This is a genomic window from Lysinibacillus sp. FN11 (assembly GCF_024628845.1).
GTDB classification, from domain to species: domain Bacteria; phylum Bacillota; class Bacilli; order Bacillales_A; family Planococcaceae; genus Lysinibacillus; species Lysinibacillus capsici.
In genome coordinates this window covers 689,876-714,665 of sequence record NZ_CP102383.1, presented here as the reverse complement: position 1 = coordinate 714,665, position 24,790 = coordinate 689,876, and the positions used below count along the sequence as shown (strand labels likewise).

Sequence of the window (24,790 nt, the reverse complement as noted above, 5' to 3'; positions counted from 1 at the left end):
GTCACCATTTTCTTAGATGTCTTTTTTTATTATTTCCTGCTCCACTGTTGCACTTGTTGCCATCCAACTTTTCAGCTGGGCAAGGATTTTTTTCTCTAAACGGGAGACCTGTACCTGCGAAATACCTAATCTATTTGCAATTTCAGTTTGCGTGCAATCTGAAAAATAGCGAAGATATATGATAGACTGCTCTCTTGGCTCAAGTCTCGTTAGTACTTCTTTCAATGGGATGTAATCAAAGGGTTGCTCGGATTTTTCATCCTTCATTTGATCCATTAGTGTAATGGAATCCCCCTCACTCTCATACAATTGCTCATGAAGAGAGGCAGGGTCTCTCAGTGCATCGGATGCGGTAACAATTTCCTCTGTTGTCACACCAAGCACCTGAGCAAGCTCTTGAATGGTTGGTGGATGTTCGTTCTTTTTAATAAATTCATCTGTAGCATGACGGATTTTAAAATTGAGCTCACGAATAGAGCGGCTCACCTTCACCATGCCATCATCCCTTAAAAAGCGCTGAATTTCTCCAATTATCATCGGTACAGCATAGGTTGAAAATTTCACATCATAGGTTAAATCAAATTTATCCACAGATTTCATGAGCCCTATGCAGCCAATCTGGAATAAATCCTCAAGCTCAACACCTCTCGTTGTAAAACGTTGAACAATGGACCACACAAGTCTCGTATTGCCTTCTACCATTCGTTTACGAGCCTCGTGATCGCCCTGCTGTGCGCGTGCAATTAAATCACGCATTTCCTCCTGAGACAATAGCTTATCGGACGACTGTTCTAACGGCTTCACGGGTTTAACCTCACATTACCGCTGTGCGAACTGTGTAAAATTTCTTCGTGAATGTTACAGTTGTTCCTTCTTGCCATTTTGATATAACTGTCAGCTGATCTGAGAAGCTATCCATAATCGTGAAGCCCATACCCGAACGCTCCATCATACTTTTTGTTGTAAATAATGGTTCCATCGCTCGACTAACGTCTTCAATTCCTATCCCTTTATCCATGACAGATACTGTCACAATATCATCCTCACGTTTAGCATGAACTGTCACAACACCCTTACCATCTTCTTCATAGCCATGAATAATAGCATTGGAAACTGCTTCTGAGACAACTGTTTTAAATTCTGATAGCTCATCAATAGTTGGGTCTAATTGTGCAATAAAGCCTGTAACAGCTACACGCGCTAAAGCTTCATTTTCACTAAGTGCCAAAAAAGTTAATGTCATTTCGTTATCCATTTACAATCCCCCTTACGCGATCAATCGCTTGTTCCTCTGTTGCATCCATCATCCACGGTCCTAACCCTGAAAATTGAAATACTTTTCGCATTGTTGGCGATGGATTCAATAATATAGTTCGCCCAGCAACTGCCTCTAACTCACGCATACGACCAAGCACTAAACCAACTCCCGAACTATCCATGAAAGATAGTCCTTCCAAGTTCCAAATGATGGTCGTCACAGTGCCTTGAAAAATTGCTGCAGAAATTTTCGCTCGAATTTGTTCAACGGCATGATGATCGAGCTCCCCAAACAAACGTATAACGACTGTCTCTCTTGTGACCATTTCTAATTGATAATGCATGAACATCGCCTCCTCCTCGTGCAATTCCACATTCAATAGGTTGAATCCTTGTGGCTGACAGAACTAGTGCAAAGTCTTCTGAAATAGTGTCTAATCGACATACTTATAGCTTTTTAGGTTAAGTGCAGTATGGGATAAATCTACAATTTCTAAACGCTATCGAGCTCTAAATTTTGGCGATTCATCGAACACACAAAAAAGCGAGAACCCTCATAAGTGAGGGCTCTCGCTAATAATCTTTATGCAATTGTATAAGCTTGCTGAATTTTATTAATTGTCTCTTCGTCAATCGGCTGATTTGAATACAAATAAGCAATCGTATCGCCATTAGTGACATGATCACCTTTTTTGGCGATTAGCTGAATACCTGCATCATAATCTAGCTTTGATTCTTTCGTTAAACGTCCAGCGCCTAGACTAACACTTGCTTCACCAACTAATAAAGCATTTATAGTTTCCACAGTGCCTTCTGAAACCGCTGTCACTGCAACTTTATGAGCTGTGTCATTTTGAACAATATCAGTGACTACTCCGCCTTGCGCCACAATAAACTCCTCGAATTTTGCAGCTGCAGAGCCATCTGCTAGCACTCGCTTAACAGCAGCTGTCGCTTCCGCTTCATTCACACCAGCCGCAATTTGGTACATCAAGGAAGCGATGACAACACATTCATCAACCAAATCTTCATGCGTTTCTTCCAAGCGTCCACTTAATAGGGCATAAGCCTCTACTACCTCAAGCTTATTACCAATCATTTTCCCTAATGGATTATCCATATCACTAATATGTGCGATGACTTTACGGCCAAGTTTTTCTCCAATGGCCGTCATTGTATCTGCTAAACGCTGTGCTTCTTCCTGCGTCTTCATAAACGCACCTGAGCCACATTTTACATCTAGTACAATACCATCGGCACCACTAGCAATTTTTTTACTCATAATTGATGCGGCGATTAGTGGAATAGAATCGACAGTACCTGTCACATCACGCAATGCATATAATTTTTTGTCGGCTGGTACAAGATTACCTGTTTGTCCAGCAACTGCAATTTTATGCTGATTGACATTATCAATGAATTCCTGGGATGAAAGCTCTGTTTTAAAGCCCTGAATGGATTCAAGTTTATCAATTGTTCCCCCAGTAATCCCTAAGCCTTTACCACTAAATTTCGCAACAGGAATTCCGAGAGCAGCAATAATTGGCGTAACAACAAGTGTGACCTTGTCACCAACTCCTCCTGTTGAGTGTTTATCAATTTTAAAGCCTTCAATAGATGTTAAATCAATGACATCGCCTGATTCGATCATTGCCTTTGTTAAATAAAATGTCTCATCATCTGACATGCCTAGTAAACGTATCGCCATTAATAAAGAGCTTGCTTGATAATCTGGGATTGAGCCTGTCGTATAGCCTTCAACAAAATACTGAATTTCAGCTTGAGAAAGCTCTAATCCTTGTTTTTTCTTTTCAAACAATTGAACCATATTCATACAAAAAAACCCCCTTATTTCAAATCATGTAAGAAACTTTTACCGAATGGTGGTGCTTCTACATGAAAGTTTTCTGCAACTGTTGCCGCAATATCAGCAAAAGTTTCTCGAAGCGGAAGTTCCGCTCCACCTTTGAAACGTGGTGAATAGACAATTAGTGGTACATATTCACGTGTATGATCTGTCCCTGGGAAGGTTGGATCATTGCCGTGATCTGCTGTAATGATTAATAAATCGTCCTCTGACATTGCCTCTAGAATTTCTGGTAGACGCGCATCAAATTCCTGTAATGCCTGTCCATAGCCTAGTGGATCACGACGATGGCCAAAATTGGCGTCAAAGTCCACTAAATTTAAGAAGCTCAGACCGTGGAAGTCACGACGTACAACTTCTGCAAATTGATCCATACCATCTCTATTATTTTTTGTACGTACAGAATCTGTCACACCTTCACCGTTGAAAATATCCGAGATTTTTCCAATAGCAATCACATCTAATCCCGCATCCTTCAAAACATTCATCGTTGTTCGACCAAATGGCTTTAACGCATAATCATGACGATTGGATGTACGAGTAAAGTTTCCAGGCGTACCTACAAATGGTCGAGCGATGACGCGACCTACTAAATATTCAGGTTGTAATGTTAATTCACGAGCAATTTCGCAAATTTTGTATAGCTCTTCTAGTGGAATGATTTCCTCATGAGCAGCAATTTGTAAAACAGGATCGGCTGATGTGTAAACAATAATCGCACCTGTTTCCATATGCTCCTTCCCGAAATCTTCAATTACTTGTGTACCACTTGCTGGCTGATTGCATAGCACTTTGCGACCTGTACGTTTCTCTAGCTCATCAATTAGCTCCGCTGGAAACCCATCTGGATACACTTTAAATGGTTTATCAATATTTAATCCCATGATTTCCCAATGGCCTGTCATCGTATCTTTACCAACTGATGCTTCTTGCATTTTACCGTAGTATGCTTTAGGGTCAGTAGTTGCATGCATTCCATGCAATGGTTCAATATTCGCTAAACCAAATGACTCCATTACTGGCATTGTAAGCCCATTCATTTTTTCAGCGATATGTCCTAGTGTATGTGCGCCAACATCCCCAAAATTTGCAGCGTCTGGCGCTTCACCAATACCTACGGAATCCATGACAACAACATGGATTTTGTTAAATGGTTTATTCATAATGGTTGCCTCCTAATCTCATGACTCTATTTTACCAAAAAAATGCGAAAAATAAAGGTCAGACATCCGACTGAAATATAATTTTTTCCTATTAACTTTTAAGCACGTGGATGGAATTGCTTATAGACCTCAGATAATCTTGTTTTGCTAATATGTGTATAAATCTGCGTAGTAGAAATATCTGCATGACCAAGCATCTCCTGCACCGCTCGTAAATCGGCTCCATTTTCAACCAAATGAGTGGCAAAGGAATGACGCAATGTATGTGGTGTTAATTCATGTTGGATGCCTGCCTTTAACGCATGCTCCTTCATTAATTTCCAACAACCCTGCCTTGTTAAACGTTTCCCTCTTTGATTAATAAAAAACGCATCTGTTTTGGGGTACTTTCCCTGTAATTGACCACGAGCACCATTTAAATAGGCATTTATTGCCGAAAGTGCGCTTTTGCCGAGCGGTATGATTCGCTCCTTGCCACCCTTCCCAAATACACGTACAAAGCCCATGGTTAAATGAATATCAGCTAAATCCAGTGCAATAAGTTCACTGATGCGCATACCAGACCCATATAATAACTCCAGCATGGCAAGATCACGTATACCTTGTGGCTTACTTTTATTCGGAGCTGTTAGTAAAGCTTCAATCTCTTCGATAGATAAAATATTAGGTAATTTTTGCTCAATTGTCGGCATCTCCAAATGGACTGTCGGATCAGTTTCTGCGCGCTTTTCTCGTAGTAAAAATTGGTGGAAACTCCGAATCGATGAAATATGACGGGCAACGGTACGACTAGTCTTTCCCTGTGCCCGTAATTGCTCTAAATGGCGTAATATAGTTGTCCGTTCCACCACACTAAAATCAGACATACCTTCTGCTTCCTGTAAAAAATGTACATAGCTTTCTAAATCTCGGCGATAGGATGCTAATGTATTAACAGATAACTGCCTTTCCACCTGAATAAAATGGATATAGTCCTCTACTGCATATTGAAATTCATTCATCACAACGCCCCCTCACTGTCAATTATTCTCTATTTTAGCATGGCCTTAAGAAATGTGCTAAAGGACCCTCCATTCGACATAAACCACCAACCATAATGGTGTCTATACTTCAATAAAAAAACAAAAAACTGCCCGATTCAATCTATACCAAAGATTAAAACAGACAGTTTTTCGTTATTTTTCTTCATTCGATTCGTCGTTTTTATCATGACAGCGCCAGCATATGCCGTGGAAAGTTAGTCGGTGATCTTTTATGATAAAGTTCCAACGTTTTTCAACAACGGCTTCCACATCTTCAAGTAAATCTTCTTGAATTTCATCAACAGCACCACATTCGATACAAACAAGATGATGGTGGAAATGGGCAGCTCCCTCTTGGCGTAAATCATAGCGCGATACGCCATCGCCAAAGTTGATTTTGTCGACAATTTTGAGCTCAGTTAATAATTCTAACGTTCTATAAACAGTAGCTAGACCAATCTCAGGTGCTTTTTCTTTTACTAAAAGATAAACATCTTCAGCACTTAGGTGGTCCTCTTCGTGCTCAAGCAAAACAGCAACTGTTGCTTCTCGCTGCGGCGTCAGCTTGTAACTAGCACTATGCAACTGTTTTTTTATACGATCAATTCGGCTCTCCATGTGACGCCCCCCTAAACTCTTTCCATTATACCAAAGGAGTAAATCCTATTACAAGATAGTGAATAGATTTCTAACATGCTTCTACTTTTTTATCTGATCACAATTTTGGTCTATTCAATCCATCATTTTAACACATAAGAAATAACAATAAACTCAGCAACTATTATGATGAAAAATGCGATAAAATTCAACAAAATTGTCCGACCAGATACTTGTTTCCCGATTTTTCGCTTTGACCAAGCGGGTACAAGTAAATTGCATAGGACTAGCAACAATATACAATAGATGAGCTGAAATGGAAACCACCAAATCGTATAAAGCCAAAAAGCTTCAAGTTTTTGTAATAAAAAAACCGAACTAAAGCCAAAAAAGTGGCACGCATGGCTACAGTCACACGCACTAACACCTTTAAGACGCTATGTGTTGCTAGTAATAATATAAGACCTATGGAAATAGCAACAGGCAGTACTAAACGAAAAATGGATTGCCTGTCCCCATCTGCTAAACGAGGCTCTATAAATAATATAAAGGGTTCCGCTTTCGGTCCACCAATAATATGAAAGAAAATAACGCCACAAACAAAACTTACTGCAATGATGGAAGCGTGATAAAAAATAGACACCGTACGAGACATAAACATGCTCCTTTTCTATCAAGGTTTGTACAGCTTATGCTCGTCCGTCTCTATTATGCTAAAAGATTATTTTCTAAATTTGCAGCTAGCCATAGCACTGCGAATGCTGTTTTAGCATCATATATACGCTGGTCAGCCACCATTACTTGTGCTTCTTCCAACGAAACTTCTAATAGTTCGACAAATTCATCCTCATCTAAATCTGCTTTATTGTCTATTGTATATAATCCCTTCGCCACAAATAAATGAATAACTTCATCCGCAAAGCCTGGTGATGTTGCAAATGTTTGTAAAAAAGTAAGTTGATGCGCGCCATAACCTGTCTCTTCCTCTAATTCTCGACGTGCTGTCATCACTGGCTCCTCACCTGGCTCAAGCTTTCCAGCCGGAATTTCAATAATAGAACGCTCCAGCGCTTTGCGATATTGCTCTACTAACACTAGTTTACCCTCGTCCGTAACAGCAATCACTGCTACGGCACCTGGATGCTTAATTATTTCACGCTTTGCAACCTGTCCATTTGGTAAAGTGACATCATCAATTTGTAGTTTTATTATTCTTCCGTCATAGATCGGTGTCGTTTTCGTTGTTTTTTCCTCAAACTTTTTCATTGACGATAACCTCGCTTGTTCTTCAGATATGTTCATTGTACCATTACAAGTAGAGAAATCGAAGGAGGTCATTCGTATGAAAAAAAGACAGCTTGGTACAAGTGAATTGTTTATTTCAGAGATTAGTTTAGGAGGCATGTCTCTTTCGACAGATAAAACACAAGCAGCTGCCATTGTCGATATGGCATTAGATGCTGGCATTAACTATATAGATACAGCTGATTTATATGATTATGGTGCAAACGAAAAGATCATTGGCGCAACGTTAGGTAAGCGTCGTCACGATGTCATTCTAGCAACAAAGGTAGGTAATCGGTGGGCAGAAGGGATAGATGGCTGGCATTGGGATGCATCACCATCCTATATAAAAGAAGCTGTCCATGCTAGCTTACGACGTTTAGGAACAGACTACATTGATGTATATCAATTACACGGTGGTACAATCGAAGATGATTGGGACGGGATAATTGATACATTTGAAGGACTTAAAAAAGAAGGGCTTATTCGTGAATATGGTATATCCTCCATTCGTCCGAATGTATTGCAGCGATTTTTACCTGCAAGCTCGGCTAGAAGCGTCATGATGCAATACAGTGCCCTCGATCGCCGCCCTGAAGAATGGTTTAACTTTATTGCGAAACAGGGTGCATCTGTTGTCACACGTGGCACAGTGGCAAAGGGCTTATTAACGAATAGCTGGCAACAACGTCTACAACATGTTAATGGTTTTAACACCTATACTGCTGAGGAGTTAACAACAACGTTAACAGACTTAGCTTTACACTATGATGACTTGCATGCTTTGGCTATCGCTTTTAATCTGAAAGAGCCAACAATCGCTTCTACGGTCATTGGCGCAAGCTCACAACAACAACTAACACAAACACTTGCTTCCTACGAGAAAATTAATTCAATAGCAGATTTCAAAATAGCTAATGAGCTAACAAAAAATGAGTACTATCATGAACATCGATGAAAAAATGGCTAATTTTGCTCATTTGTCTAGTAGTACTAGTAATCTCCTCTAGTATGACCTATGAGCAACAGAGTATACTACCAGAATTAGAAGATTTGCTCGCCAATAAACCTTTTGAAAAACAACTATCTATTTTAAAAATTCCCTATTGGGGAACCATCGTTTCAGTGGAAGAGCGAGGTTATTTTCCATTTGTAGAGTTTTTAATTCGTAAATTGACACACTTCATAGGATTTGGATGCATCGCACTTGGCCTTTACTTTGCCTGGGGAAAAAGGCGTTTTGCAGCAAGTATTGCTATCGGTGGAACAGCTATAATTGCGGTGCTTGATGAATTTCGTCAAGGCTTTACGCCAGGTCGTACAATGAGTGCTCAAGATGTGCTTGTCGATACAGCTGGAGCCATTGTTTTTGTTAGTCTCGTTGTTGCAGTAAGAAAAATACTCAAAAACAAAAGACAAAAGGCTCAATTATAGCCTTTTGTCTTTTATTTTAAAGGTGGAACCGCCAAAAATAGAGAGACTTCGTTTCTTTAAACAAGACAGCCCCTGCTTTTTCCAAAACTCGATGGGAAGCCATATTTTCTTTTTCCGTGTCAGCGATAACGTATTTTGCATTTGGCTGATGGAGTAACCAGTCTTTAAGAGCTATGATTGATTCTGTCATATAGCCCTGCCCCCAATAAGGAGGTAAAGTATAATACCCGATCATAACTTCCTCTTGCTCATTTGGCGTACCTTTTAGCATGATGCCACCAACAGCACAATTTTTTTCTTTTAATACAAGTAACCAATTCGTGTGCCACAGATAATTTTGCTCATCTTCTAATACTTTGGAAAGTCTAAAATACAACGCTTGTTTAAGCTCGCAATCTAAACCCCCTACACCTTTACTCAATGACAACTCCGCCGCCATTTGCTCCTCATGCTCTATTAGTAACTTTAGATACTTGGCGTTTAAAGGAATTAATCTTATTCTTTCTGTTTGTAATTCTACCATGTTGTTCTCCTAACATAATTTAATTGATACTAAACTATAATTAGGTATATGTTATTGGCAGCGTCTCCCGTTCCATTAATTTCAAAAATCACTCCCTATATATCGACCACAACCATATAGATTTTATGCTGTAAAATATAAAACAGTGAACCCACCTATGTGAATTCACTGTTCTCTCTTAATATTTAGTACCTTTATCGCCGTATTCGTTCAAAAGTTCTTCAAACGATTTGTTTTTTTCTCGTTGTTTACGTTCAAAGGCTAGTTTTGCCTGACGCTCTTCTTCTGCCGCCTGCTCTTTAGCAGTTAAATCTTGCTTCGCTGCCTTTAGTTTTGCTAGCACATCGCCACCTAGCTGATCTGCTAATGTAACGGCCTCTTGCTTAGGTAGACTAGCTGTTATGCTATTGTCAGTATGTTGTTGCTGTTTAAGTTTCTTTCCCATTTTATTCACCTTCTTATTGACATCAAGGGCGCTTCACAACTGTTGCTACGCCTTGTCCACCACCGATACATAATGTGGCTAAGCCCGTTTTCACATCACGCTTTTCCATCTCATGTAATAGCGTTACCAAAATCCGAGCACCACTAGCACCGATTGGGTGACCAAGAGCAATGGCACCCCCGTTAACATTTAGTTTATCATGATTAAAGCTTAATTCACGATCTACAGCAATTGATTGTGCTGCAAATGCTTCATTTGCTTCAATTAAATCGATATCGTTTAAAGTAATCTCAGCCTTTGTCAGCGCTTTTTGTACTGCTTTTACAGGACCTGTACCCATAATTGCAGGATCTACACCAGCACTAGCATTCGCTGTAATGATCGCCATTGGTTGAATGCCTAGCTCTTGTGCTTTTTCCTTTGACATCACCACTACCGCTGCCGCACCATCATTAATACCAGACGCGTTCGCCGCTGTGACAGAGCCATCCTTTTTAAATGCTGGTCGTAGCTTACCTAATGATTCCGCTGTCACACCTGCTCGTGGAAATTCATCTTTATTGAAAAGAAGTGGCTCTCCCTTGCGCTGTGGAATCTCGACAGCAACGATTTCATTTTCAAACTTGCCCGCTGCAATCGCTGCCTCTGCACGTTGCTGAGAACGAGCTGCAAAAGCATCCTGCTCTTCTCGAGAGATTTGATACATATCACATAAATTTTCAGCTGTAATGCCCATATGATAATCGTTAAAAGCACACCATAGGCCATCATGAATCATTGTATCTACTACCTTTTGGTCGCCCATTCGGAAGCCTTCTCGTGCATTTTTTAAGACGTATGGAGCCTGGCTCATATTTTCAAATCCACCTGCAACAACAATCTCTGCATCTCCCGCTAAAATCGCCTGTGTTGCTAAATGAACAGCCTTTAAACCAGATCCACATACTTTATTAATTGTTAAGGCTGATACCTCTTGAGGTAACCCCGCTTTAATTGCCGCTTGACGCGCTGGATTTTGTCCAAGTCCAGCCGATAAAACATTCCCCATAATGACCTCATCGACCTGTTCTCCTGCTACGCCAGCACGCGCTATTGCTTCTTTAATGACAATGCTACCTAACGTTGTCGCTGGTACGTCTTTTAATGTCCCCTGAAATGAGCCGATTGCTGTACGCACCGCACTCACGATTACTACCTCGTTTGTCATAATCATTCTCCCCTTTTCCCCGTTCAAGAATCAACACTGCATGCATATGCTACTAGCAGATATGTATATTTTAACAAATATTATGACGATTTTCGATAATAGAAATAATCGCAGTTTTGCCAAAGATATTGTAAAATGTTGACGTGTTTTAAACAATCTTAGTTGGGAACATTACAAATAAGAAACAGCATGTGGAGGTGTTTTATGATGAAAAAGAAGATGCTTTTATTCTCTGGTATTACAACAACGCTAGCCGCCGCTGCAACAGGTCTGTTCGGCTTCGCGCTTTCCAATAAATTAATGTATATCCAACAAAAAGACCCTGAATTTATACGGGAACGAGAAACGACCGCAAAGCGCTTTGATGAGGCTTGGTACAATAAAAACTTGAAATGTGCACTGAATATTGATTCTCCAAGTGGCTATACAATTCGAGGCATTATGTTTCAGCCATTGCAAACAAATAACACGATCATCATTTGCCACGGTGTTACCGAAAATAAAATAAATTCCGTGAAATATGCGCGTCTTTTTGAAAGACTTGGCTATAATTCTGTTATATTTGACCACCGCCGCCATGGTGAATCTGGAGGCAAGACAACAAGCTATGGCTACTATGAGAAAAACGATCTTGATGCTGTAGTGAAAACAGTAAAAGCCATGATTGGAGAGGATGCTATTCTTGGTATTCACGGGGAATCGATGGGTGCTGCAACCATGCTCCTCTATGCAGGAACAGTCGAGGATGGAGCTGATTTTTATATCTCAGATTGTGCGTTCTCCGACTTTTCTATGTTACTCAAACAAATTGCAAAAACTGAATTTAAATATGGCTCCATTATTCCTATTCGTTTTGCTGACTTTTTTGTTCGTCTCAGAGATGGTTACTCATTTAAAAGTGTAACACCTGCAGAAGCTGTCACACATATTGAAAAACCTGTGCTCTTTATCCATAGTATTCCCGATACGTTTATTCCAGCTTCCATGTCACTTGATCTCTACAATAAAAAATCCGGTCCAAAAAAATTAAAACTTTTTGATACGGGAGCACATGCACAGTCCTTTAATGAAAATATGGATGAATATGAGGATTTAATTCATGATTTTTTAGACAATTTTATTTATCAAAAAATCAATCGAGATTCTTCTTCTTCCAATGTCATTCCATTCCATTTTTAGTGCATTGAAAAACCTTGCGTCATTTTACTCGCAAGGTTTTTATTTTATTCAATCTTCAAAAATAATATGCCATTCATTACGTTTCGCTAAAAACTCTTTTGCTAATGCTTGAGCTCCTTCTAAACTATGGCTAGCAGCCCAGCCACATTGCACTTCATTGCAGGCAGGAACTGCGGTTGCCTTTGTAACATCTGTAAATGTGTTCTCTAAAATCGTTAATAAATCCTCATAATCATTATGATTGATCAATGATACATAGAAGCCTGTTTGACAACCCATTGGACTGAAATCAACAATATGATCAGAGTAATTACGGATAATGTCAGCAGATAAATGCTCTAAAGAATGTAATGCAGGCATTTCCATATGCTCCTTATTTGGCTGTTTAAAGCGAATATCATATTTATAAACTTCATCGCCATTTTTGCCAGTTTTAACACCTGCTAAACGAACATAAGGTGCCTTCACTTTTGTATGATCTAGATCAAAACTTTCTACATTTGTTTTTTCTTTTTGCAAAATACGCAACTCCCTTCCGTATAGTAACTCCATTATACATAGTTTCCCGATAGAGTTGTGTGATTTTTAAGAATTATTTAAATACTATTAAAAATAAAAAAACAACTAGTTAAGCTTGAACTAGTTGCTCTGATCATTCCAAATTACTTCTGGAATTTATTCATTTGCGCCATCATTTGACGTACTTGCTTTTCAGACGGCGTACGACCCATTTGCGCCATCATCATACGAATCATTTGCTCATTAATAGGTGGGTTTTCTTTCAAATATTTCATCATAGCTTGACGAGCGAAATAGAAACCAAGTGCTGCGCCCGCTGCTAATGCGATAATTACGATAATAATCCAGCCCCATGTAGGCATACAACCAACCTCCTCCACTACAATATACCGAGAAAAAACTCTCCACGCTCCATTATACACCAAATAATAGCGTGTTACTATATATTGTAGTGAATTTTCCTAGTGCATTGTATACTTCATCGGCTTTAACCACCCACACTCATTATCCTGTTTATTAAAAGCAATAAAACGTTCACTCATTTTAGCAAGCATTTGAAATAAATCTAAATCTAGCATTCGCGAACCTTCACAATAAACACAAATTTTACGATCTACTAAATAAATAGCCATTTTACCTTTTATCGGATGTTCTAAAAACAAAGCATTACGAGCTCTTTCTAGGTGTGCATATTTGGAATCAAGTTGATGCTCTAACATGGCTGCAATCTCCTCAAAACGAACGGATTCACATATATATGCAAGCTCTTTTAAGGATTTCTCATTGGCATCTTCACAACCTTGCATCATCTCTAACAACTTACGCTCTCTGCCAAAAATAAACGTTAAATGCTCTTCTTTTATCTTATATATAGAATAGGTTCTCACCAGAAATCCTCCTTCGCTCAGTTTCTTTTTCATAAGTATAGCTCATTCAATCTTGTTTATTTGTCAAACGAAGGAGGGATCTCTCTTCTATTTTTGTCGAAAAAATTCTAGTTTCGGGTCTATAAATGACTTTATGACAAATGGTATTTCCATCCAAAAAATAATTAATATTTTTCCAAAAACAAGAAAAAAAGCTTGTTAAACACGGTCAAAAACCTTTTATTGCGGTTGCTTAGATGACTCTCAGCCTCAAGACCTAGTTCAAAATCAATTTCGAGTCCGTTTTAGACAATCTTGTAAATAGGTAACATAAAGGTACAAACGAAAGGAGCTAAAACAAATGAAAAAATTTCTTTTATTAACAGGAGGCGTCATTGCAGCATGTGTTGCACTAGCGTTAATTGGACCACTGGCAGGGTTATTATTCTCTGGATTATTTGTAGCACTGGGCATGCACTTCTACATTGCTAGTAAGTCATCTTTCGGTAAAATTTTCTGGTTTACAGTTGGTCTAATCGGTGTCCTATCAGCAGTGTCTAACATTCCAGCAATGGTGGGTCTTGCTGCGATCGCCATTATCTATGTTATCTATAAAAAATGGAATGGCGAAGATGTAAAAATCCCAACAATTGAAGGGAAAAAGAAGAAGATCCATTTACAAACTTTGAAAAAGAATGGTCAAATTTATCAAAATAAAAGGAGCGATTTTAAATGAACTTATTTCAACGTTTTAGATATACAGTAGAGGCAGACTTACACCAGTTATTTGATAAGAAGGAACAAAAAAATCCGATTGCGATGTTAAATCAATACATTCGTGAAGCAGAAAAGCAAACAGAACAAACAGGAAAATTATTAGAGCGACAAGGGCAATTAAAAGAAAAGCTAGAGCAAGAATATAAAGAGAACGCTGATTTACTAGCAAAGCGTGAATCTCAATTAGCATTAGCAAAATCTAGCGGAGAGCAGGACTTAATTGATTTCGCTACGGATGAAGTAACAGCTTATTCAGCTCGTAACCTTACATTACAAGCTAGCATTGAAGCAAGCACTCGCGAATACTTCGAGCTTGAGCGTAAATTTGAAACAATGAAGCATAAAATTAAAGATATGAAAGTGCGTCAATTACAGCTGATGGGGAAAGAAAATGTAACTCGTGCCCATCATCAAATGGATGGAATGATTGCCAAAAATAATAAAACAAACTTTGAAGATTTAGAAGCATATATCGATAAATTAGCTTATCAAATCGATAAAGACCATGAGCTTACAACTTTTGAGGCAAGACTGGCAGAATTAGAAAAAAAAGCAGTAGAAGAAAGCTCACCACTGCTAATTGAAAATAAATAACATGGTATAATGAAACCAATGCGCCAACATTAAAAGGCGCATTCTTTCACGTTTAAGAATAGAGGGTCCATTCCCTCTCTTATACTATTAGTAGAAGGAAGGGTGACCCTCATGCAAAATTTCACAACAAATAAGCTCACATTTTGGGTTCTTTGCTTCTTTTTACTCGTCTTTGTGGAGCTAACTATATTTAATAATGGTGGCGCCTTCTGTTTATTGATTGGGGCTGTACTTCTTTATTTAAGTTTTTCCAAAAAAGTTCGATTTTTTAAATGGACAGGAATTTTCTTTATTGCCATTGCTTTGTTCACGATGTGGAGCTTACGTTTATTTATCGTCATCATGCTCTTATATATGCTCTATCAATACTTGCAAAGAGAAAACGAGCCAAAAGTAGTTGGCGCAGAGCTTTTTGAAAAACTCCCTGCGATTAAAAATGACTTAATTGGTACAATGCCAGCGCCTATAGAAGCTTATAAATGGCAAGATGTACAAATTCAGCGCCTCGCTGGAGATATTACCATCGATACAACGCAAACGATTTTACCAGCTGGCACTAGTCTTATTACAATTCGACAAGGTATTGGTAAAGTTCAAATTTATGTTCCTTATGAAATTCCATTCCGTTTACAGTATACGACGTTATTTGGTGAGCTTACCTGCTTACATGTAGGGCCGCAACGTATAGTAAATGAAAGTATTACTTTCTCAGACGGCAACCCTGAGGATGCTAAACGTGTACTGATTATTCATGTCGCAACCTGGCTTGGAGATTTGGAGGTGCTACGAAAATGATTGCCTTTATCTCAAGATTATTTACATTATTTTTTGTTTTAATGAGTGCTGTTTTCGGTCTTCTTGTTGCACTATGGGGCAATCCTGATGAAAAAACATGGCAGCCCTTATGGCAGCAGAATTACGATAATATCCCTCTAGGTGGCATCATCATAGTTAGCCTGTTTATACTTAGCTTCCTGTTTGCCAGCTGGATTAGTATGACGGCAAGGGCACGAGAAGCGCAGGCAACACGAATAGTGAAACAACTGATCGAGCCTGATTTTGTTTTTCCTAAAAAAGAAGCTCTTCCGAAATCGTTAAAAAAGGCACTTGTCCAAACGAGTGAATTAATCGATACGCAACGTAAAAGTCTACAGCGCTTGTCCAATGAACGGGCTGAGGCCAATGATAAAATTATTCAGGAGCGTATTATTGCTGAACGCCAACGACTAGCTAGAGAACTACATGATTCTGTCTCACAGCAACTATTTGCTGCTTCTATGTTACTCTCTGCATTAACTGAAAATGACGAACATGCTACTAGCTTAAAACAGGTGGAGAAAATCGTTCAGCAGGCACAGCTAGAAATGCGTGCATTACTGCTACACTTACGACCTGTAGCTTTACACAATAAAACATTGGCACAAGGCTTAGAGGAATTAATTATTGAACTTCAGCAAAAAGTTTATTTCCATATAGAATATGAATTAGAAGAAATGGCCTTAACTAAAGCAGAGGAAGATCATTTATTTCGTATTGCACAGGAGGCTCTCTCCAATACGCTGCGTCATGCCAAAGCAAGTGAGGTGGAATTACTTCTTGTGGCACGAGACGACTTAGCTATTTTACGAATTCAAGATAATGGTTTAGGCTTTGATGTGGAGGAAGATAAATCCACATCATACGGTTTACAAAATATAGCTGAACGAGCAGTTGAAATTGGCTGCACCTATAAAATTGTATCAGTGCCTGGTGAAGGAACAATTGTAGAGGTTAAAATTCCTTTACAAAAGGAGGAGGTCAATGTCGATGATACAAGTGCTCATAGTGGATGATCATGAAATGGTACGGATTGGTGTGTCAGCCTATCTTTCAGCACAGCCAGATATTACGGTTGTAGGTGAGGCTGAGAACGGTAAAGAGGCTGTGGAACGTGCCTTAGCGCTAAGGCCTGATATTATTTTAATGGATAATGTGATGCCTGTTATGACAGGAGCAGAGGCAACAGTGGAAATATTAGCAGCATGGCCTGAAGCAAAAATCATGATGGTGACTAGTTTTTTAGATGATGATAAAGTATATCCTGCCTTAGAGGCTGGCGCGGTAAGCTATATTTTAAAAACATCTAATGCCAAACAAATTGCAGATGCTATTCGAAAAACGATGGGTGGCGAAACGGTATTAGAGCCAGAGGTCACTTCCAAAATGATGCACCGCATGCGACACGGCAATAGTACGCCACTATACGAACAATTGACTGAACGTGAAATGGAAGTATTATTGTTAATGGCCCAGGGTAAAGCCAATCAGGAAATCGCTAATGAGCTATATATTGCCTTGAAAACAGTAAAAACGCATGTTAGTAATATTCTAGCAAAGCTAGAAGTTCAAGATCGTACACAAGCCGTCGTCTACGCATTCCAAAATGGACTTGCTAAATAACCCTACATAAAAAAACTGCATGCTGACATGCAGTTTTTCGTGTTTTTAGAGGTATTTTAGGAGATCATTTACATGGTCCACAATATATGTAGGCTCTTCATTTTTTAATTCTTCTAGTGACCCAAAACCATATGTCACACCGATGGCATCGATTTGATTTTCCCGAGCGCCGATTAAATCATATTTTCGATCCCCAACCATAATAAATCGCTCTTTTCGATAGGAGTCAAACTGTTGAAGCACTTCTTTAATAATCTCACTTTTGTCAGACCGGGAACCATCTAAGTGGCTTCCTACGACAAGATCGAAATAGGACTCTAGCTGAAAATGCTTTACGATTTGTTCCGCAAAGACAGTTGGTTTTGAAGTGGCAATAGTCAGTATATATCCTTGTTGCTTTAAATGAGCTAACAAAGCAGGAATATCTTCATATAGTTTATTTTCAAACATTCCCCTTTCCGTAAATCGTTCTCGGTAATCACTAATTGCTTGCGTTATTTGTGCAGCATTGAATCCATAGATTTCTTGAAAAGATACTTGTAAGGGTGGTCCGATGAATGGTTCCAGTTCATCCAAATCATTCACCATGATGCCCGCCTTCTGTAAAGCATGTTGCACTGATTTAGTGATTCCTATTTTGGGATCAGATAATGTTCCATCTAAGTCAAATAACACAACGCTATAATTCTTCATTCGCTCACCCTTCCTATTGAGTTTTTACATGACTATGTTTGCCGCTAAAAAAGTACCACAACACTTAGCTGATGTTTATTCCGCTGAGTGTTGTGGTATTTGTTGTAAATTATAGTGCTTTCACTTTTGCTACTACGTTTTCAACAGTGAAGCCGTATTTTTCCATTACTAATTCACCTGGAGCAGATGCACCGAACTTATCAATTGCTAGAACATCGCCTTCAAAGCCAGTATATTTATGCCAGCCGAATGATGCCCCCATTTCAATTGCAAGACGTTTTGTAACAGCTTTTGGTAGAACAGATTCTTTGTAAGCGGCGTCTTGTTTTTCGAAGCGATCCATAGATGGCATAGAAACAACTGCTACATCTATACCGTCTGCTTTTAATGCTTTTTGTGCTTCGACAGCAAGCGAAACCTCAGAGCCTGTTGCAATTAAAATAGCATCTGCCACTTCTTTTGTAGCTGGAGACACTGTGTAAGCACCCTTTGCTACGCCCTCACGTACTGTTTCAATAGAGGCGTCAAGAACAGGTAAGTTTTGACGAGATAATACAAGAACAGTTGGTGTTTTTTCTGCTGCTACTGCAAGCTCCCATGCAACTGCTGATTCATTTGCATCCGCAGGGCGAATAACAGATAGGTTTGGCATTGCACGTAATGATGCAAGGTGTTCGATTGGTTCATGTGTTGGACCATCTTCCCCTACTGCAATCGAATCATGTGTGAATACATATGTGACAGGAAGACCCATTAATGCAGATAGACGAATTGCTGGACGAACGTAATCAGAGAATACGAAGAATGTACCACCGAATACATTTAAACCACCGTGAAGAGCCATTCCGTTCATAGCAGCACCCATTGCAAATTCACGAACACCGAACCAGATGTTACGTCCAGCATAGTCGTCTGCTGAGAAATCTCCTGCACCCTTCATCGTTGTTTTATTGGAGCCAGCAAGGTCAGCTGAACCACCAAAGAATGAAGGAGTTTTCTTCGCAATAGCATTAATTGCATCGCCTGAAGAAGAACGAGTTGCTACAGATTTACCTGCTTCATATACTGGTAACTCAGAAGCAAAGTCTTCTGGTAATTCACCATTCATCGCTTTCTCGAATTGAGCTGCTAACTCTGGGAATTCTTCTTTGTATGCAGCAAATTTTGCATTCCAAGCTTCCTCTGGCTGTGCGCCTTGCACTTCAGCAGCTGCATTAAATGTATCGTAAACTTCTGCAGGAATTTGGAATGGTTCATGTGCCCACTCATAGGCAGCCTTCGTTAAGACAACTTCATCTGTACCAAGAGGTGCACCGTGAGAATCTGCTTTACCAGATTTATTTGGAGAACCAAAACCAATCACTGTTTTCACTTCAATTAATGTTGGCTTGCCAGTAGATTTTTTGGCTTCTTCAATGGCTGCATTAATAGCATCTACATCTGTACCATCTGCCACTTTTAAATAATTCCAACCATAAGATTCAAAGCGTTTTTGAACGTTTTCTGAAAATGACTTTTCTAAGTCACCATCTAAAGAAATATCATTAGAATCGTAAAGCACGATTAATTTTTCAAGTTTTAAGTGACCAGCTAATGAAATCGCTTCTGCTGCAACACCTTCCATTAAGTCACCGTCGCCACATAACGCAAATGTGTAGTGGTCAACAATGTCATGACCTGGTTTATTGTAAGTAGCCGCTAAATGGCGCTCAGCCATTGCCATACCAACAGTCATAGCGATTCCTTGTCCAAGAGGACCAGTTGTTGCCTCTACCCCTACTGTATGACCATATTCAGGATGTCCTGGTGTTAATGAATCCCATTGGCGGAAGTTTTGAATTTCTTCCATTGGTAAACCATAGCCTCCAAGGTGAAGTAAGCTGTATAAAAGCATTGAACCATGGCCTGCTGACAGTACAAAACGATCACGGTTAAACCATTTTGGATTTGCTGGATTATGGCGTAATTGTTTTGTCCAAAGCGTATAAGCCATTGGCGCTGCTCCCATTGGTAAACCTGGGTGACCAGAATTTGCTTTTTCAATAGCATCGATTGACAAAGTTCGGATAGCATTAATTGCTAAAAGATCCGCGTGTTGAGTCATTATATTGTGACATCCTTTCTCGTCCTATATATTGTTCTTTTACAGTTTAGTCAACATTGCTTTAGAAAACAATGCTTTTTGTTATACTATTTGCGTTTTCATACATACTTTATTGAATTGTGTCACATTAATTTAGAAATTTATTTTTTTGTGCTTGTTTTACCTTCTCAGGCGTTACATCATTTCCTTCTGCATCGACCACTTTAACGTTTTCAATCGTATCTCGCATCGTTGCTCTAAACGTATCTAAATACTCCTTGCGAAGCGCTGTGCGCTCCTTTGCTTCTTCCTCTGTTAATTGTCCGCTTTTCGCTTTAGCAGATAATTCATTAATTCGGTTAATTTTTTCCTTTGATAACATGGTTACACACCTTTCAGTACCTAGCTTAATGACCTCAGTATGCAAAGTATAGCATGGTTTCCCTTAAAATGCAGTTATACCAACCCTTAAAAACACTTCTTAGCCATTCTTTACATGACTTCCAGAAGTTAGAGGTGTATAACTAATAATAATAGGAAAAATTTGATAGATAATAGGAGGAGCTACCATGAACATCACAACACCTAGACTACTTATTCGAACATTTGAAGCCCAAGATTGGCAGGCTGTTTATAGCTATATGTCAGATAAAACAGTCATGCACTATATGCCAGAGGGTGTGTTGAATGAAGATCAGGTTCAACATTTCATAACAGAGAATAGTAACGAGCAAGCAAAACATTTCGCCATTGTTTTACGTGAACAACAGCGAGTCATTGGTCATCTTGTTTTCCACAAATACTTTGGCGACCATACGTATGAAATTGGATGGGTTATGAATCCTGCCTATCACAATCATGGTTATGCTTCTGAAGCTGCTCAGGCCCTATTAGATCACGGTTTTAATAAAATGAAACTTCATCGAATTATTGCCACATGCCAGCCAGAGAATATTGCTTCTTACCGAGTCATGGAGAAAATCGGGATGCGCCAAGAAGGATTTTTTAAAAAATGCATACCTCATGGAGAGACTTGGTGGGATGAATACTATTACGCTATTTTAGAGGAAGAATGGAACGATCTAAAGGTAAGAGGTGTATGAAATGAAGAAAACTGCGGTGTTATTATACCCACAATTTAGTGAATATGAATTGAGTGTTGCTTTGTCCATATTAATGCAAGGCGGTAAACCCATCATCACACTAGGATCGAATACCAAACCTATCAGAGAAGAGCTGGTTTAAATTGTATAGCTGATTTATCCGTGAATGAAATAGAGCTTGACGATATTGATAGTCTACTATTACCAGGCTGTATGGATATTTCTACATTACAACTTGAAGAGAGCTTACTAGATTTCATTCGTTATCTATCTGCAAAAGGAGGAATGATTGCCAGTATTTCTAGCTCCCCTTACCTCTTGGCAAAAGCAGGTGTCTTAAAAAACAAAAAATATACAGTAGGACTACCTTTTGATGGTATGAAACAGTTAGGGTGCTTTGAGCTTCATAACTATTCAGATGAACTAGTGGTACAAGATGGAAATATCATTACAGCAAGAAGAAGAGGTTTTATTCCTTTCGGTATTTGTTTCGGGCATGCGTTAAAGCTAAATTTTGATGAAAATTGGTATTAAGTGATGATTTAAAACCCAAATGTCTAATTAATCGGGCATTTCATGTTGTTGAAAAAAGATGATGTCATTAGTAGAATGAGACCTTTTAACAAGGCGAACGGTGTTTTCCGTTCCGCCAGTGTCCTTTCCAGGGTGAAGAGCAGCTTTACTCACTTTCGTTCGCTCAAGGGTCTCATCTGTGACGCTGGCTCCTCTCCAATCAACCATTCTGCAAAATGTCTTTACTTCATACTAGCAGAGCAATCAAATAGTCCAATATCTGTATTCTTAGGGGGATGGGATTTTTATTTTCAATGTGGAAAAGTGATGCGTGTCTCCCCCTCTATAAAGAGTAGTGAACACCTTTACTTTATCTGAAAACATTTGCTAAAAAAGATAAATATTTATGGATTGGAGTGGAGGGCTACTTAACTCCCGTGGGATAGCGAAACAGGCGAAACTCTAAACGGAGCGGTAGCGGAGGAAGCGATTTAGTGCTCGCCAACAGGAAAGCAAGTAGCCTGCAACGGAAATCCATTTCTACCCTTTAATTGACTGTTTTGTTTTTCACTAAGAAATGTCCAATTAATTGGACATCCATTGTATATGTCTAATACTTTGGACAAAATGGAGGGATAATTCTGAAGAACATCATCAAAATTTTAAGAAAAAAATTAGGCATTACACAAGCTGCACTTGCAAAAGAATGTGGAGTTGTGAGACAGACGATTAATAGCATTGAAAATGATAAATATGATCCGACTCTTGAATTAGCTTTTAAGATTGCTAAGGTTCTTAATAGCCGTATTGATGAGGTGTTTATTTATGACTAAATTTCACCCAAATTATATGATTACAATGAAGGACTTCGTGAAAGAACACTCGGCAATTTTAAGAAAACAAACTCAAGAAGTGTCGATACCAGTGACCACTGAGGATCGAAATACCCTCCTAGCCATGCTACAATATCTGAAAAATAGCCAAAATCCAACGCTAGCAAAAAAATATAAGCTTCGCCCTGGAAGTGGACTCTCTGCTAATCAAATTGGCGTAGATAAACGAATGTTTGCTGTACTCTTTGATGACCAAGAAATGATGCTCATTAACCCTAAAATAATAAGTCATTCCATCAATATGATTTATCTACCGGAGGGAGAAGGCTGTCTATCTGTAAATCGACCTGTTCCTGGTTTTGTACCGAGATATGAGAGAATTAAAGTCAAAGCTTATGACATCGATGGACATGAAATCATTGTACAGTTACAGGGCTATGGGGCCATCGTTGTACAGCATGAAATCGATCATTTAAATGGCATCATGTTTTATGATCGAATAAATAAAGAGCATCCTTTCCAACTGCCTAGTCATGTTATCATCGAAAGCTTTTCTTCCCTTCAGTAGTTTTTTACAGAAAAAATTAGCAGGAATATTATTTTCCTGCTAATCTTTCTTGGTGCTCCTGGAAACGACGATGTACAGTCGCCTTACTTACCTCAAAGCCTAACCCTCTAAGCGTTATAGAAATTTCTTCAAAGGTAAATCCACGTTTGCGTAGCTTCACAATTTCCTCTACAGGTAGATCTTTACGCTCCTGCCCCTGCGGATTACCTCGGTTCGATAAATTATTTTCTGGACGATAACCGTTTTCTACAGCACGTCGCATACCTCGTCGAATTTTAGCATTATGAATTCTACGCTGATATTCCTCTACAATCGCTAAAATTTCAAGCAGCATCGTATCCATTTCATTTAATTGGACTGGGCCTGCATCACGCATAGAAAAAACGTCAGTTGCTGACTTTTGTAATAAATGTAATACAGCCATCCTTGCATTGCCTCGTCCTAAACGAGTTTCATCTTGGACAAAAAGAGCATTAATGTTCTTATCTTTTATAAAATCAAGCATTTCTAGTAAGCCTTCACGTTCTACATCATAGCCACTATGTTGATCTTTGAACACGCCCTTCACTGCATAGCCTTGCTCAGCAGCATAGCGCAGCAACTCTTCCTGTTGGCGCTCTAATGAGGAGCTTTGTGTTTCTTTTTCGGTACTTACGCGACAATAGACAACAGCCGATAGTTGATTATTTATCATTGTTCATTTCTCGCAATTTCGATAGTATTGATGGGACTGGCTTGATCACTCACTACAGGAATAACTAGAGATTTTCCTGCTACAATTTTAATATCTGCTAGTTCATTTTCAGTTTTTACAAGCTTTATCCAATCATCAGTACTCATTTTACCACGATATTGCTCGGCTAACGACCACAAGCTATCCCCATGTTCGATTTGAATTTCTGCGTAACTAACTTTTCCTGGATCAGTAATGTAAAGGTATGCTGCAAATAATAAACAAGCTCCTATTAAAATTGAGATATGTGTGTTTTTCTTCAACCATGTCATAATCATTACCCCTTTTTAAGAATGTTTGTTCGGAATGTATGTTCCCATAATAAAGCGAACAAACATTTTTGTCAAACACTTTTCGAACCTATGTTTGCATACGTGTTCGCATTCTGTTATACTATCAAATAAGAAGAATGATTTTAGAAAAAAAGAGGTGAGCACTCATGAAAAAAGTTTCGAAAAGACAAGAGGACATTTTAGCTTTCATTAAGGAAGAGGTACGAGCTAAAGGATATCCACCATCAGTACGCGAAATTGGTGAAGCAGTTGGACTTGCTTCCAGTTCAACTGTTCATGGACATTTAGCTCGATTAGAACAAAAAGGCTTTATTCGTCGAGATCCAACAAAGCCACGCGCAATTGAAATTTTAGAGCCTGAAGAATCCATCCAAAAGCAACAGGTGATCCATGTTCCACTTGTCGGGAAGGTTACAGCTGGTTCTCCAATTACAGCAATTGAAAACATTGAAGAATATTTCCCATTACCCGATACGTACGGCACAAGTGAAGATCAATTGTTCATGCTAGAAATTATGGGAGAATCAATGATTGAAGCTGGGATTTTAGATGGAGATTTAGTCATTGTAAAACAAAAGGCAACAGCTAATAATGGGGATATTGTTGTAGCTATGACAGCTGAAGATGAAGCAACTGTAAAACGTTTCTTTAAAGAGAAAAACCATTTCCGTTTACAGCCTGAAAATTCTTCTATGGAACCTATTATTGTCGATCAAGTTTCTATTTTAGGACAAGTTGTAGGTCTTTACAGACGTGTACATTAACTATTAAAGCAGGTTTTGAGGATTATGTTCCTTC

General features: G+C 39.0%; 34 protein-coding genes. 14 read left to right on the top strand and 20 right to left on the bottom strand.

The window, feature by feature from the left end:
• Nucleotides 1–12 precede the first annotated feature (12 nt).
• From sigF to NP781_RS03330, 9 genes are all read right to left on the bottom strand, one after another.
• Nucleotides 13–804, bottom strand: coding sequence for an RNA polymerase sporulation sigma factor SigF (sigF, locus tag NP781_RS03370; protein WP_257521371.1), 792 nt, complete (start codon nucleotides 802–804; stop codon nucleotides 13–15).
• A gap of 10 nt (nucleotides 805–814) precedes the next feature.
• The gene (gene spoIIAB / locus NP781_RS03365; protein ID WP_004232182.1) at nucleotides 815–1,255 is read right to left on the bottom strand and encodes an anti-sigma F factor; all 441 of its coding nucleotides are present in this window, start codon (nucleotides 1,253–1,255) and stop codon (nucleotides 815–817) included.
• Nucleotides 1,248–1,601 carry an anti-sigma F factor antagonist gene (spoIIAA, locus tag NP781_RS03360; protein WP_004232181.1) on the bottom strand — a complete coding sequence of 118 codons (354 nt, stop codon included), beginning with the start codon at nucleotides 1,599–1,601 and terminating at the stop codon, nucleotides 1,248–1,250. Before spoIIAA ends, spoIIAB begins: the two co-directional genes overlap by 8 nt.
• Nucleotides 1,602–1,840: 239 nt before the next feature.
• Nucleotides 1,841–3,091, bottom strand: a complete 1,251-nt coding sequence (locus NP781_RS03355) for a thymidine phosphorylase (RefSeq protein ID WP_221680473.1) — start codon at nucleotides 3,089–3,091, stop codon at nucleotides 1,841–1,843.
• Between the two features lie 14 nt (nucleotides 3,092–3,105).
• On the bottom strand, nucleotides 3,106–4,287 hold the full coding sequence (gene deoB, locus NP781_RS03350) for a phosphopentomutase (RefSeq protein ID WP_016992981.1): 1,182 nt from the start codon (nucleotides 4,285–4,287) through the stop codon (nucleotides 3,106–3,108).
• A 98-nt stretch (nucleotides 4,288–4,385) separates the two neighbouring features.
• Nucleotides 4,386–5,288 (bottom strand): site-specific tyrosine recombinase XerD, encoded by a 903-nt coding sequence (gene xerD / locus NP781_RS03345; RefSeq protein ID WP_257521370.1) that lies wholly within the window; start codon nucleotides 5,286–5,288, stop codon nucleotides 4,386–4,388.
• 174 nt (nucleotides 5,289–5,462) lie between these two features.
• A complete protein-coding gene (locus tag NP781_RS03340; RefSeq protein WP_004232171.1) occupies nucleotides 5,463–5,927 on the bottom strand; it encodes a ferric iron uptake transcriptional regulator in 465 nt (154 codons plus the stop codon).
• A 265-nt stretch (nucleotides 5,928–6,192) separates the two neighbouring features.
• Nucleotides 6,193–6,561 (bottom strand): hypothetical protein, encoded by a 369-nt coding sequence (locus NP781_RS03335; RefSeq protein WP_257521369.1) that lies wholly within the window; start codon nucleotides 6,559–6,561, stop codon nucleotides 6,193–6,195.
• 53 nt (nucleotides 6,562–6,614) lie between these two features.
• A complete protein-coding gene (locus tag NP781_RS03330; protein WP_004232168.1) occupies nucleotides 6,615–7,172 on the bottom strand; it encodes an NUDIX domain-containing protein in 558 nt (185 codons plus the stop codon).
• Nucleotides 7,173–7,248: 76 nt separating this feature from the next.
• On the opposite strand from NP781_RS03330, the gene NP781_RS03325 reads away from it, so the two are divergent.
• Complete coding sequence (locus NP781_RS03325) at nucleotides 7,249–8,148, top strand: aldo/keto reductase (RefSeq protein WP_221680470.1); 900 nt, start codon at nucleotides 7,249–7,251, stop codon at nucleotides 8,146–8,148.
• Nucleotides 8,145–8,624: a VanZ family protein gene (locus tag NP781_RS03320; protein ID WP_221680469.1), complete on the top strand. Its 480-nt coding sequence runs from the start codon at nucleotides 8,145–8,147 to the stop codon at nucleotides 8,622–8,624. Before NP781_RS03325 ends, NP781_RS03320 begins: the two co-directional genes overlap by 4 nt.
• A 16-nt stretch (nucleotides 8,625–8,640) precedes the next feature.
• Here NP781_RS03320 and NP781_RS03315 read toward each other — a convergent pair whose 3' ends face one another.
• The 3 genes from NP781_RS03315 to NP781_RS03305 form a co-directional block, all read right to left on the bottom strand.
• Nucleotides 8,641–9,147 carry a GNAT family N-acetyltransferase gene (locus tag NP781_RS03315; RefSeq protein ID WP_257521368.1) on the bottom strand — a complete coding sequence of 169 codons (507 nt, stop codon included), beginning with the start codon at nucleotides 9,145–9,147 and terminating at the stop codon, nucleotides 8,641–8,643.
• A gap of 178 nt (nucleotides 9,148–9,325) precedes the next feature.
• A complete protein-coding gene (locus NP781_RS03310) occupies nucleotides 9,326–9,592 on the bottom strand; it encodes a YqkE family protein (protein ID WP_257521367.1) in 267 nt (88 codons plus the stop codon).
• A 22-nt stretch (nucleotides 9,593–9,614) separates the two neighbouring features.
• On the bottom strand, nucleotides 9,615–10,799 hold the full coding sequence (locus NP781_RS03305; RefSeq protein WP_221680468.1) for an acetyl-CoA C-acetyltransferase: 1,185 nt from the start codon (nucleotides 10,797–10,799) through the stop codon (nucleotides 9,615–9,617).
• Between the two features lie 207 nt (nucleotides 10,800–11,006).
• On the opposite strand from NP781_RS03305, the gene NP781_RS03300 reads away from it, so the two are divergent.
• Nucleotides 11,007–11,978 carry an alpha/beta hydrolase gene (locus NP781_RS03300; protein ID WP_257522492.1) on the top strand — a complete coding sequence of 324 codons (972 nt, stop codon included), beginning with the start codon at nucleotides 11,007–11,009 and terminating at the stop codon, nucleotides 11,976–11,978.
• Nucleotides 11,979–12,026: 48 nt separating this feature from the next.
• Here NP781_RS03300 and NP781_RS03295 read toward each other — a convergent pair whose 3' ends face one another.
• The 3 genes from NP781_RS03295 to sirA form a co-directional block, all read right to left on the bottom strand.
• Nucleotides 12,027–12,530 (bottom strand): S-ribosylhomocysteine lyase, encoded by a 504-nt coding sequence (locus NP781_RS03295; protein WP_221680467.1) that lies wholly within the window; start codon nucleotides 12,528–12,530, stop codon nucleotides 12,027–12,029.
• 110 nt (nucleotides 12,531–12,640) lie between these two features.
• Nucleotides 12,641–12,859: a YneF family protein gene (locus NP781_RS03290; protein ID WP_004232154.1), complete on the bottom strand. Its 219-nt coding sequence runs from the start codon at nucleotides 12,857–12,859 to the stop codon at nucleotides 12,641–12,643.
• Nucleotides 12,860–12,958: 99 nt separating this feature from the next.
• Nucleotides 12,959–13,384 carry a sporulation inhibitor of replication protein SirA gene (gene sirA, locus NP781_RS03285; protein WP_004232148.1) on the bottom strand — a complete coding sequence of 142 codons (426 nt, stop codon included), beginning with the start codon at nucleotides 13,382–13,384 and terminating at the stop codon, nucleotides 12,959–12,961.
• A 340-nt stretch (nucleotides 13,385–13,724) separates the two neighbouring features.
• Here sirA and NP781_RS03280 point away from each other — a divergent pair, with 340 nt between their 5' ends.
• The 5 genes from NP781_RS03280 to NP781_RS03260 all read left to right on the top strand — a co-directional run bounded on the left by NP781_RS03280 (nucleotide 13,725) and on the right by NP781_RS03260 (nucleotide 17,173).
• On the top strand, nucleotides 13,725–14,099 hold the full coding sequence (locus NP781_RS03280) for a lmo0954 family membrane protein (protein WP_257521366.1): 375 nt from the start codon (nucleotides 13,725–13,727) through the stop codon (nucleotides 14,097–14,099).
• Nucleotides 14,096–14,734: a PspA/IM30 family protein gene (locus NP781_RS03275; protein WP_009370701.1), complete on the top strand. Its 639-nt coding sequence runs from the start codon at nucleotides 14,096–14,098 to the stop codon at nucleotides 14,732–14,734. Before NP781_RS03280 ends, NP781_RS03275 begins: the two co-directional genes overlap by 4 nt.
• 111 nt (nucleotides 14,735–14,845) lie before the next feature.
• Nucleotides 14,846–15,529 (top strand): cell wall-active antibiotics response protein LiaF, encoded by a 684-nt coding sequence (gene liaF, locus NP781_RS03270; RefSeq protein WP_255600943.1) that lies wholly within the window; start codon nucleotides 14,846–14,848, stop codon nucleotides 15,527–15,529.
• A complete protein-coding gene (locus tag NP781_RS03265) occupies nucleotides 15,526–16,566 on the top strand; it encodes a sensor histidine kinase (RefSeq protein ID WP_221680465.1) in 1,041 nt (346 codons plus the stop codon). The genes liaF and NP781_RS03265 overlap by 4 nt, the downstream gene beginning before the upstream one ends.
• The gene (locus tag NP781_RS03260; protein ID WP_257522491.1) at nucleotides 16,541–17,173 is read left to right on the top strand and encodes a response regulator transcription factor; all 633 of its coding nucleotides are present in this window, start codon (nucleotides 16,541–16,543) and stop codon (nucleotides 17,171–17,173) included. Before NP781_RS03265 ends, NP781_RS03260 begins: the two co-directional genes overlap by 26 nt.
• A gap of 45 nt (nucleotides 17,174–17,218) precedes the next feature.
• On the opposite strand, the gene NP781_RS03255 is transcribed toward NP781_RS03260, so the two are convergent.
• The 3 genes from NP781_RS03255 to NP781_RS03245 form a co-directional block, all read right to left on the bottom strand.
• The gene (locus tag NP781_RS03255; RefSeq protein WP_257521365.1) at nucleotides 17,219–17,866 is read right to left on the bottom strand and encodes an HAD family hydrolase; all 648 of its coding nucleotides are present in this window, start codon (nucleotides 17,864–17,866) and stop codon (nucleotides 17,219–17,221) included.
• Between the two features lie 109 nt (nucleotides 17,867–17,975).
• Nucleotides 17,976–19,970: a transketolase gene (tkt, locus tag NP781_RS03250; protein WP_036080190.1), complete on the bottom strand. Its 1,995-nt coding sequence runs from the start codon at nucleotides 19,968–19,970 to the stop codon at nucleotides 17,976–17,978.
• 127 nt (nucleotides 19,971–20,097) lie between these two features.
• Nucleotides 20,098–20,331, bottom strand: a complete 234-nt coding sequence (locus tag NP781_RS03245; protein WP_004232132.1) for a DUF896 domain-containing protein — start codon at nucleotides 20,329–20,331, stop codon at nucleotides 20,098–20,100.
• 187 nt (nucleotides 20,332–20,518) lie between these two features.
• Here NP781_RS03245 and NP781_RS03240 point away from each other — a divergent pair, with 187 nt between their 5' ends.
• The 5 genes from NP781_RS03240 to def all read left to right on the top strand — a co-directional run bounded on the left by NP781_RS03240 (nucleotide 20,519) and on the right by def (nucleotide 22,966).
• Entirely contained in the window at nucleotides 20,519–21,052 is a 534-nt protein-coding gene (locus tag NP781_RS03240; RefSeq protein WP_221680462.1) for a GNAT family N-acetyltransferase, read from the top strand.
• Between the two features lies 1 nt (nucleotide 21,053).
• Entirely contained in the window at nucleotides 21,054–21,194 is a 141-nt protein-coding gene (locus NP781_RS03235) for a hypothetical protein (RefSeq protein WP_255600939.1), read from the top strand.
• A 20-nt stretch (nucleotides 21,195–21,214) separates the two neighbouring features.
• Nucleotides 21,215–21,586 carry a DJ-1/PfpI family protein gene (locus NP781_RS03230; RefSeq protein WP_257521364.1) on the top strand — a complete coding sequence of 124 codons (372 nt, stop codon included), beginning with the start codon at nucleotides 21,215–21,217 and terminating at the stop codon, nucleotides 21,584–21,586.
• 620 nt (nucleotides 21,587–22,206) lie between these two features.
• On the top strand, nucleotides 22,207–22,398 hold the full coding sequence (locus tag NP781_RS03225) for a helix-turn-helix transcriptional regulator (protein ID WP_066036592.1): 192 nt from the start codon (nucleotides 22,207–22,209) through the stop codon (nucleotides 22,396–22,398).
• On the top strand, nucleotides 22,391–22,966 hold the full coding sequence (def, locus tag NP781_RS03220) for a peptide deformylase (protein ID WP_257521363.1): 576 nt from the start codon (nucleotides 22,391–22,393) through the stop codon (nucleotides 22,964–22,966). Before NP781_RS03225 ends, def begins: the two co-directional genes overlap by 8 nt.
• A gap of 28 nt (nucleotides 22,967–22,994) precedes the next feature.
• On the opposite strand, the gene NP781_RS03215 is transcribed toward def, so the two are convergent.
• Entirely contained in the window at nucleotides 22,995–23,660 is a 666-nt protein-coding gene (locus tag NP781_RS03215; RefSeq protein ID WP_257521362.1) for a YneB family resolvase-like protein, read from the bottom strand.
• On the bottom strand, nucleotides 23,657–23,971 hold the full coding sequence (locus tag NP781_RS03210; protein WP_066036589.1) for a cell division suppressor protein YneA: 315 nt from the start codon (nucleotides 23,969–23,971) through the stop codon (nucleotides 23,657–23,659). The genes NP781_RS03215 and NP781_RS03210 overlap by 4 nt, the downstream gene beginning before the upstream one ends.
• A gap of 167 nt (nucleotides 23,972–24,138) precedes the next feature.
• On the opposite strand from NP781_RS03210, the gene lexA reads away from it, so the two are divergent.
• The gene (gene lexA / locus NP781_RS03205) at nucleotides 24,139–24,756 is read left to right on the top strand and encodes a transcriptional repressor LexA (protein ID WP_004232118.1); all 618 of its coding nucleotides are present in this window, start codon (nucleotides 24,139–24,141) and stop codon (nucleotides 24,754–24,756) included.
• Nucleotides 24,757–24,790 lie beyond the last annotated feature (34 nt).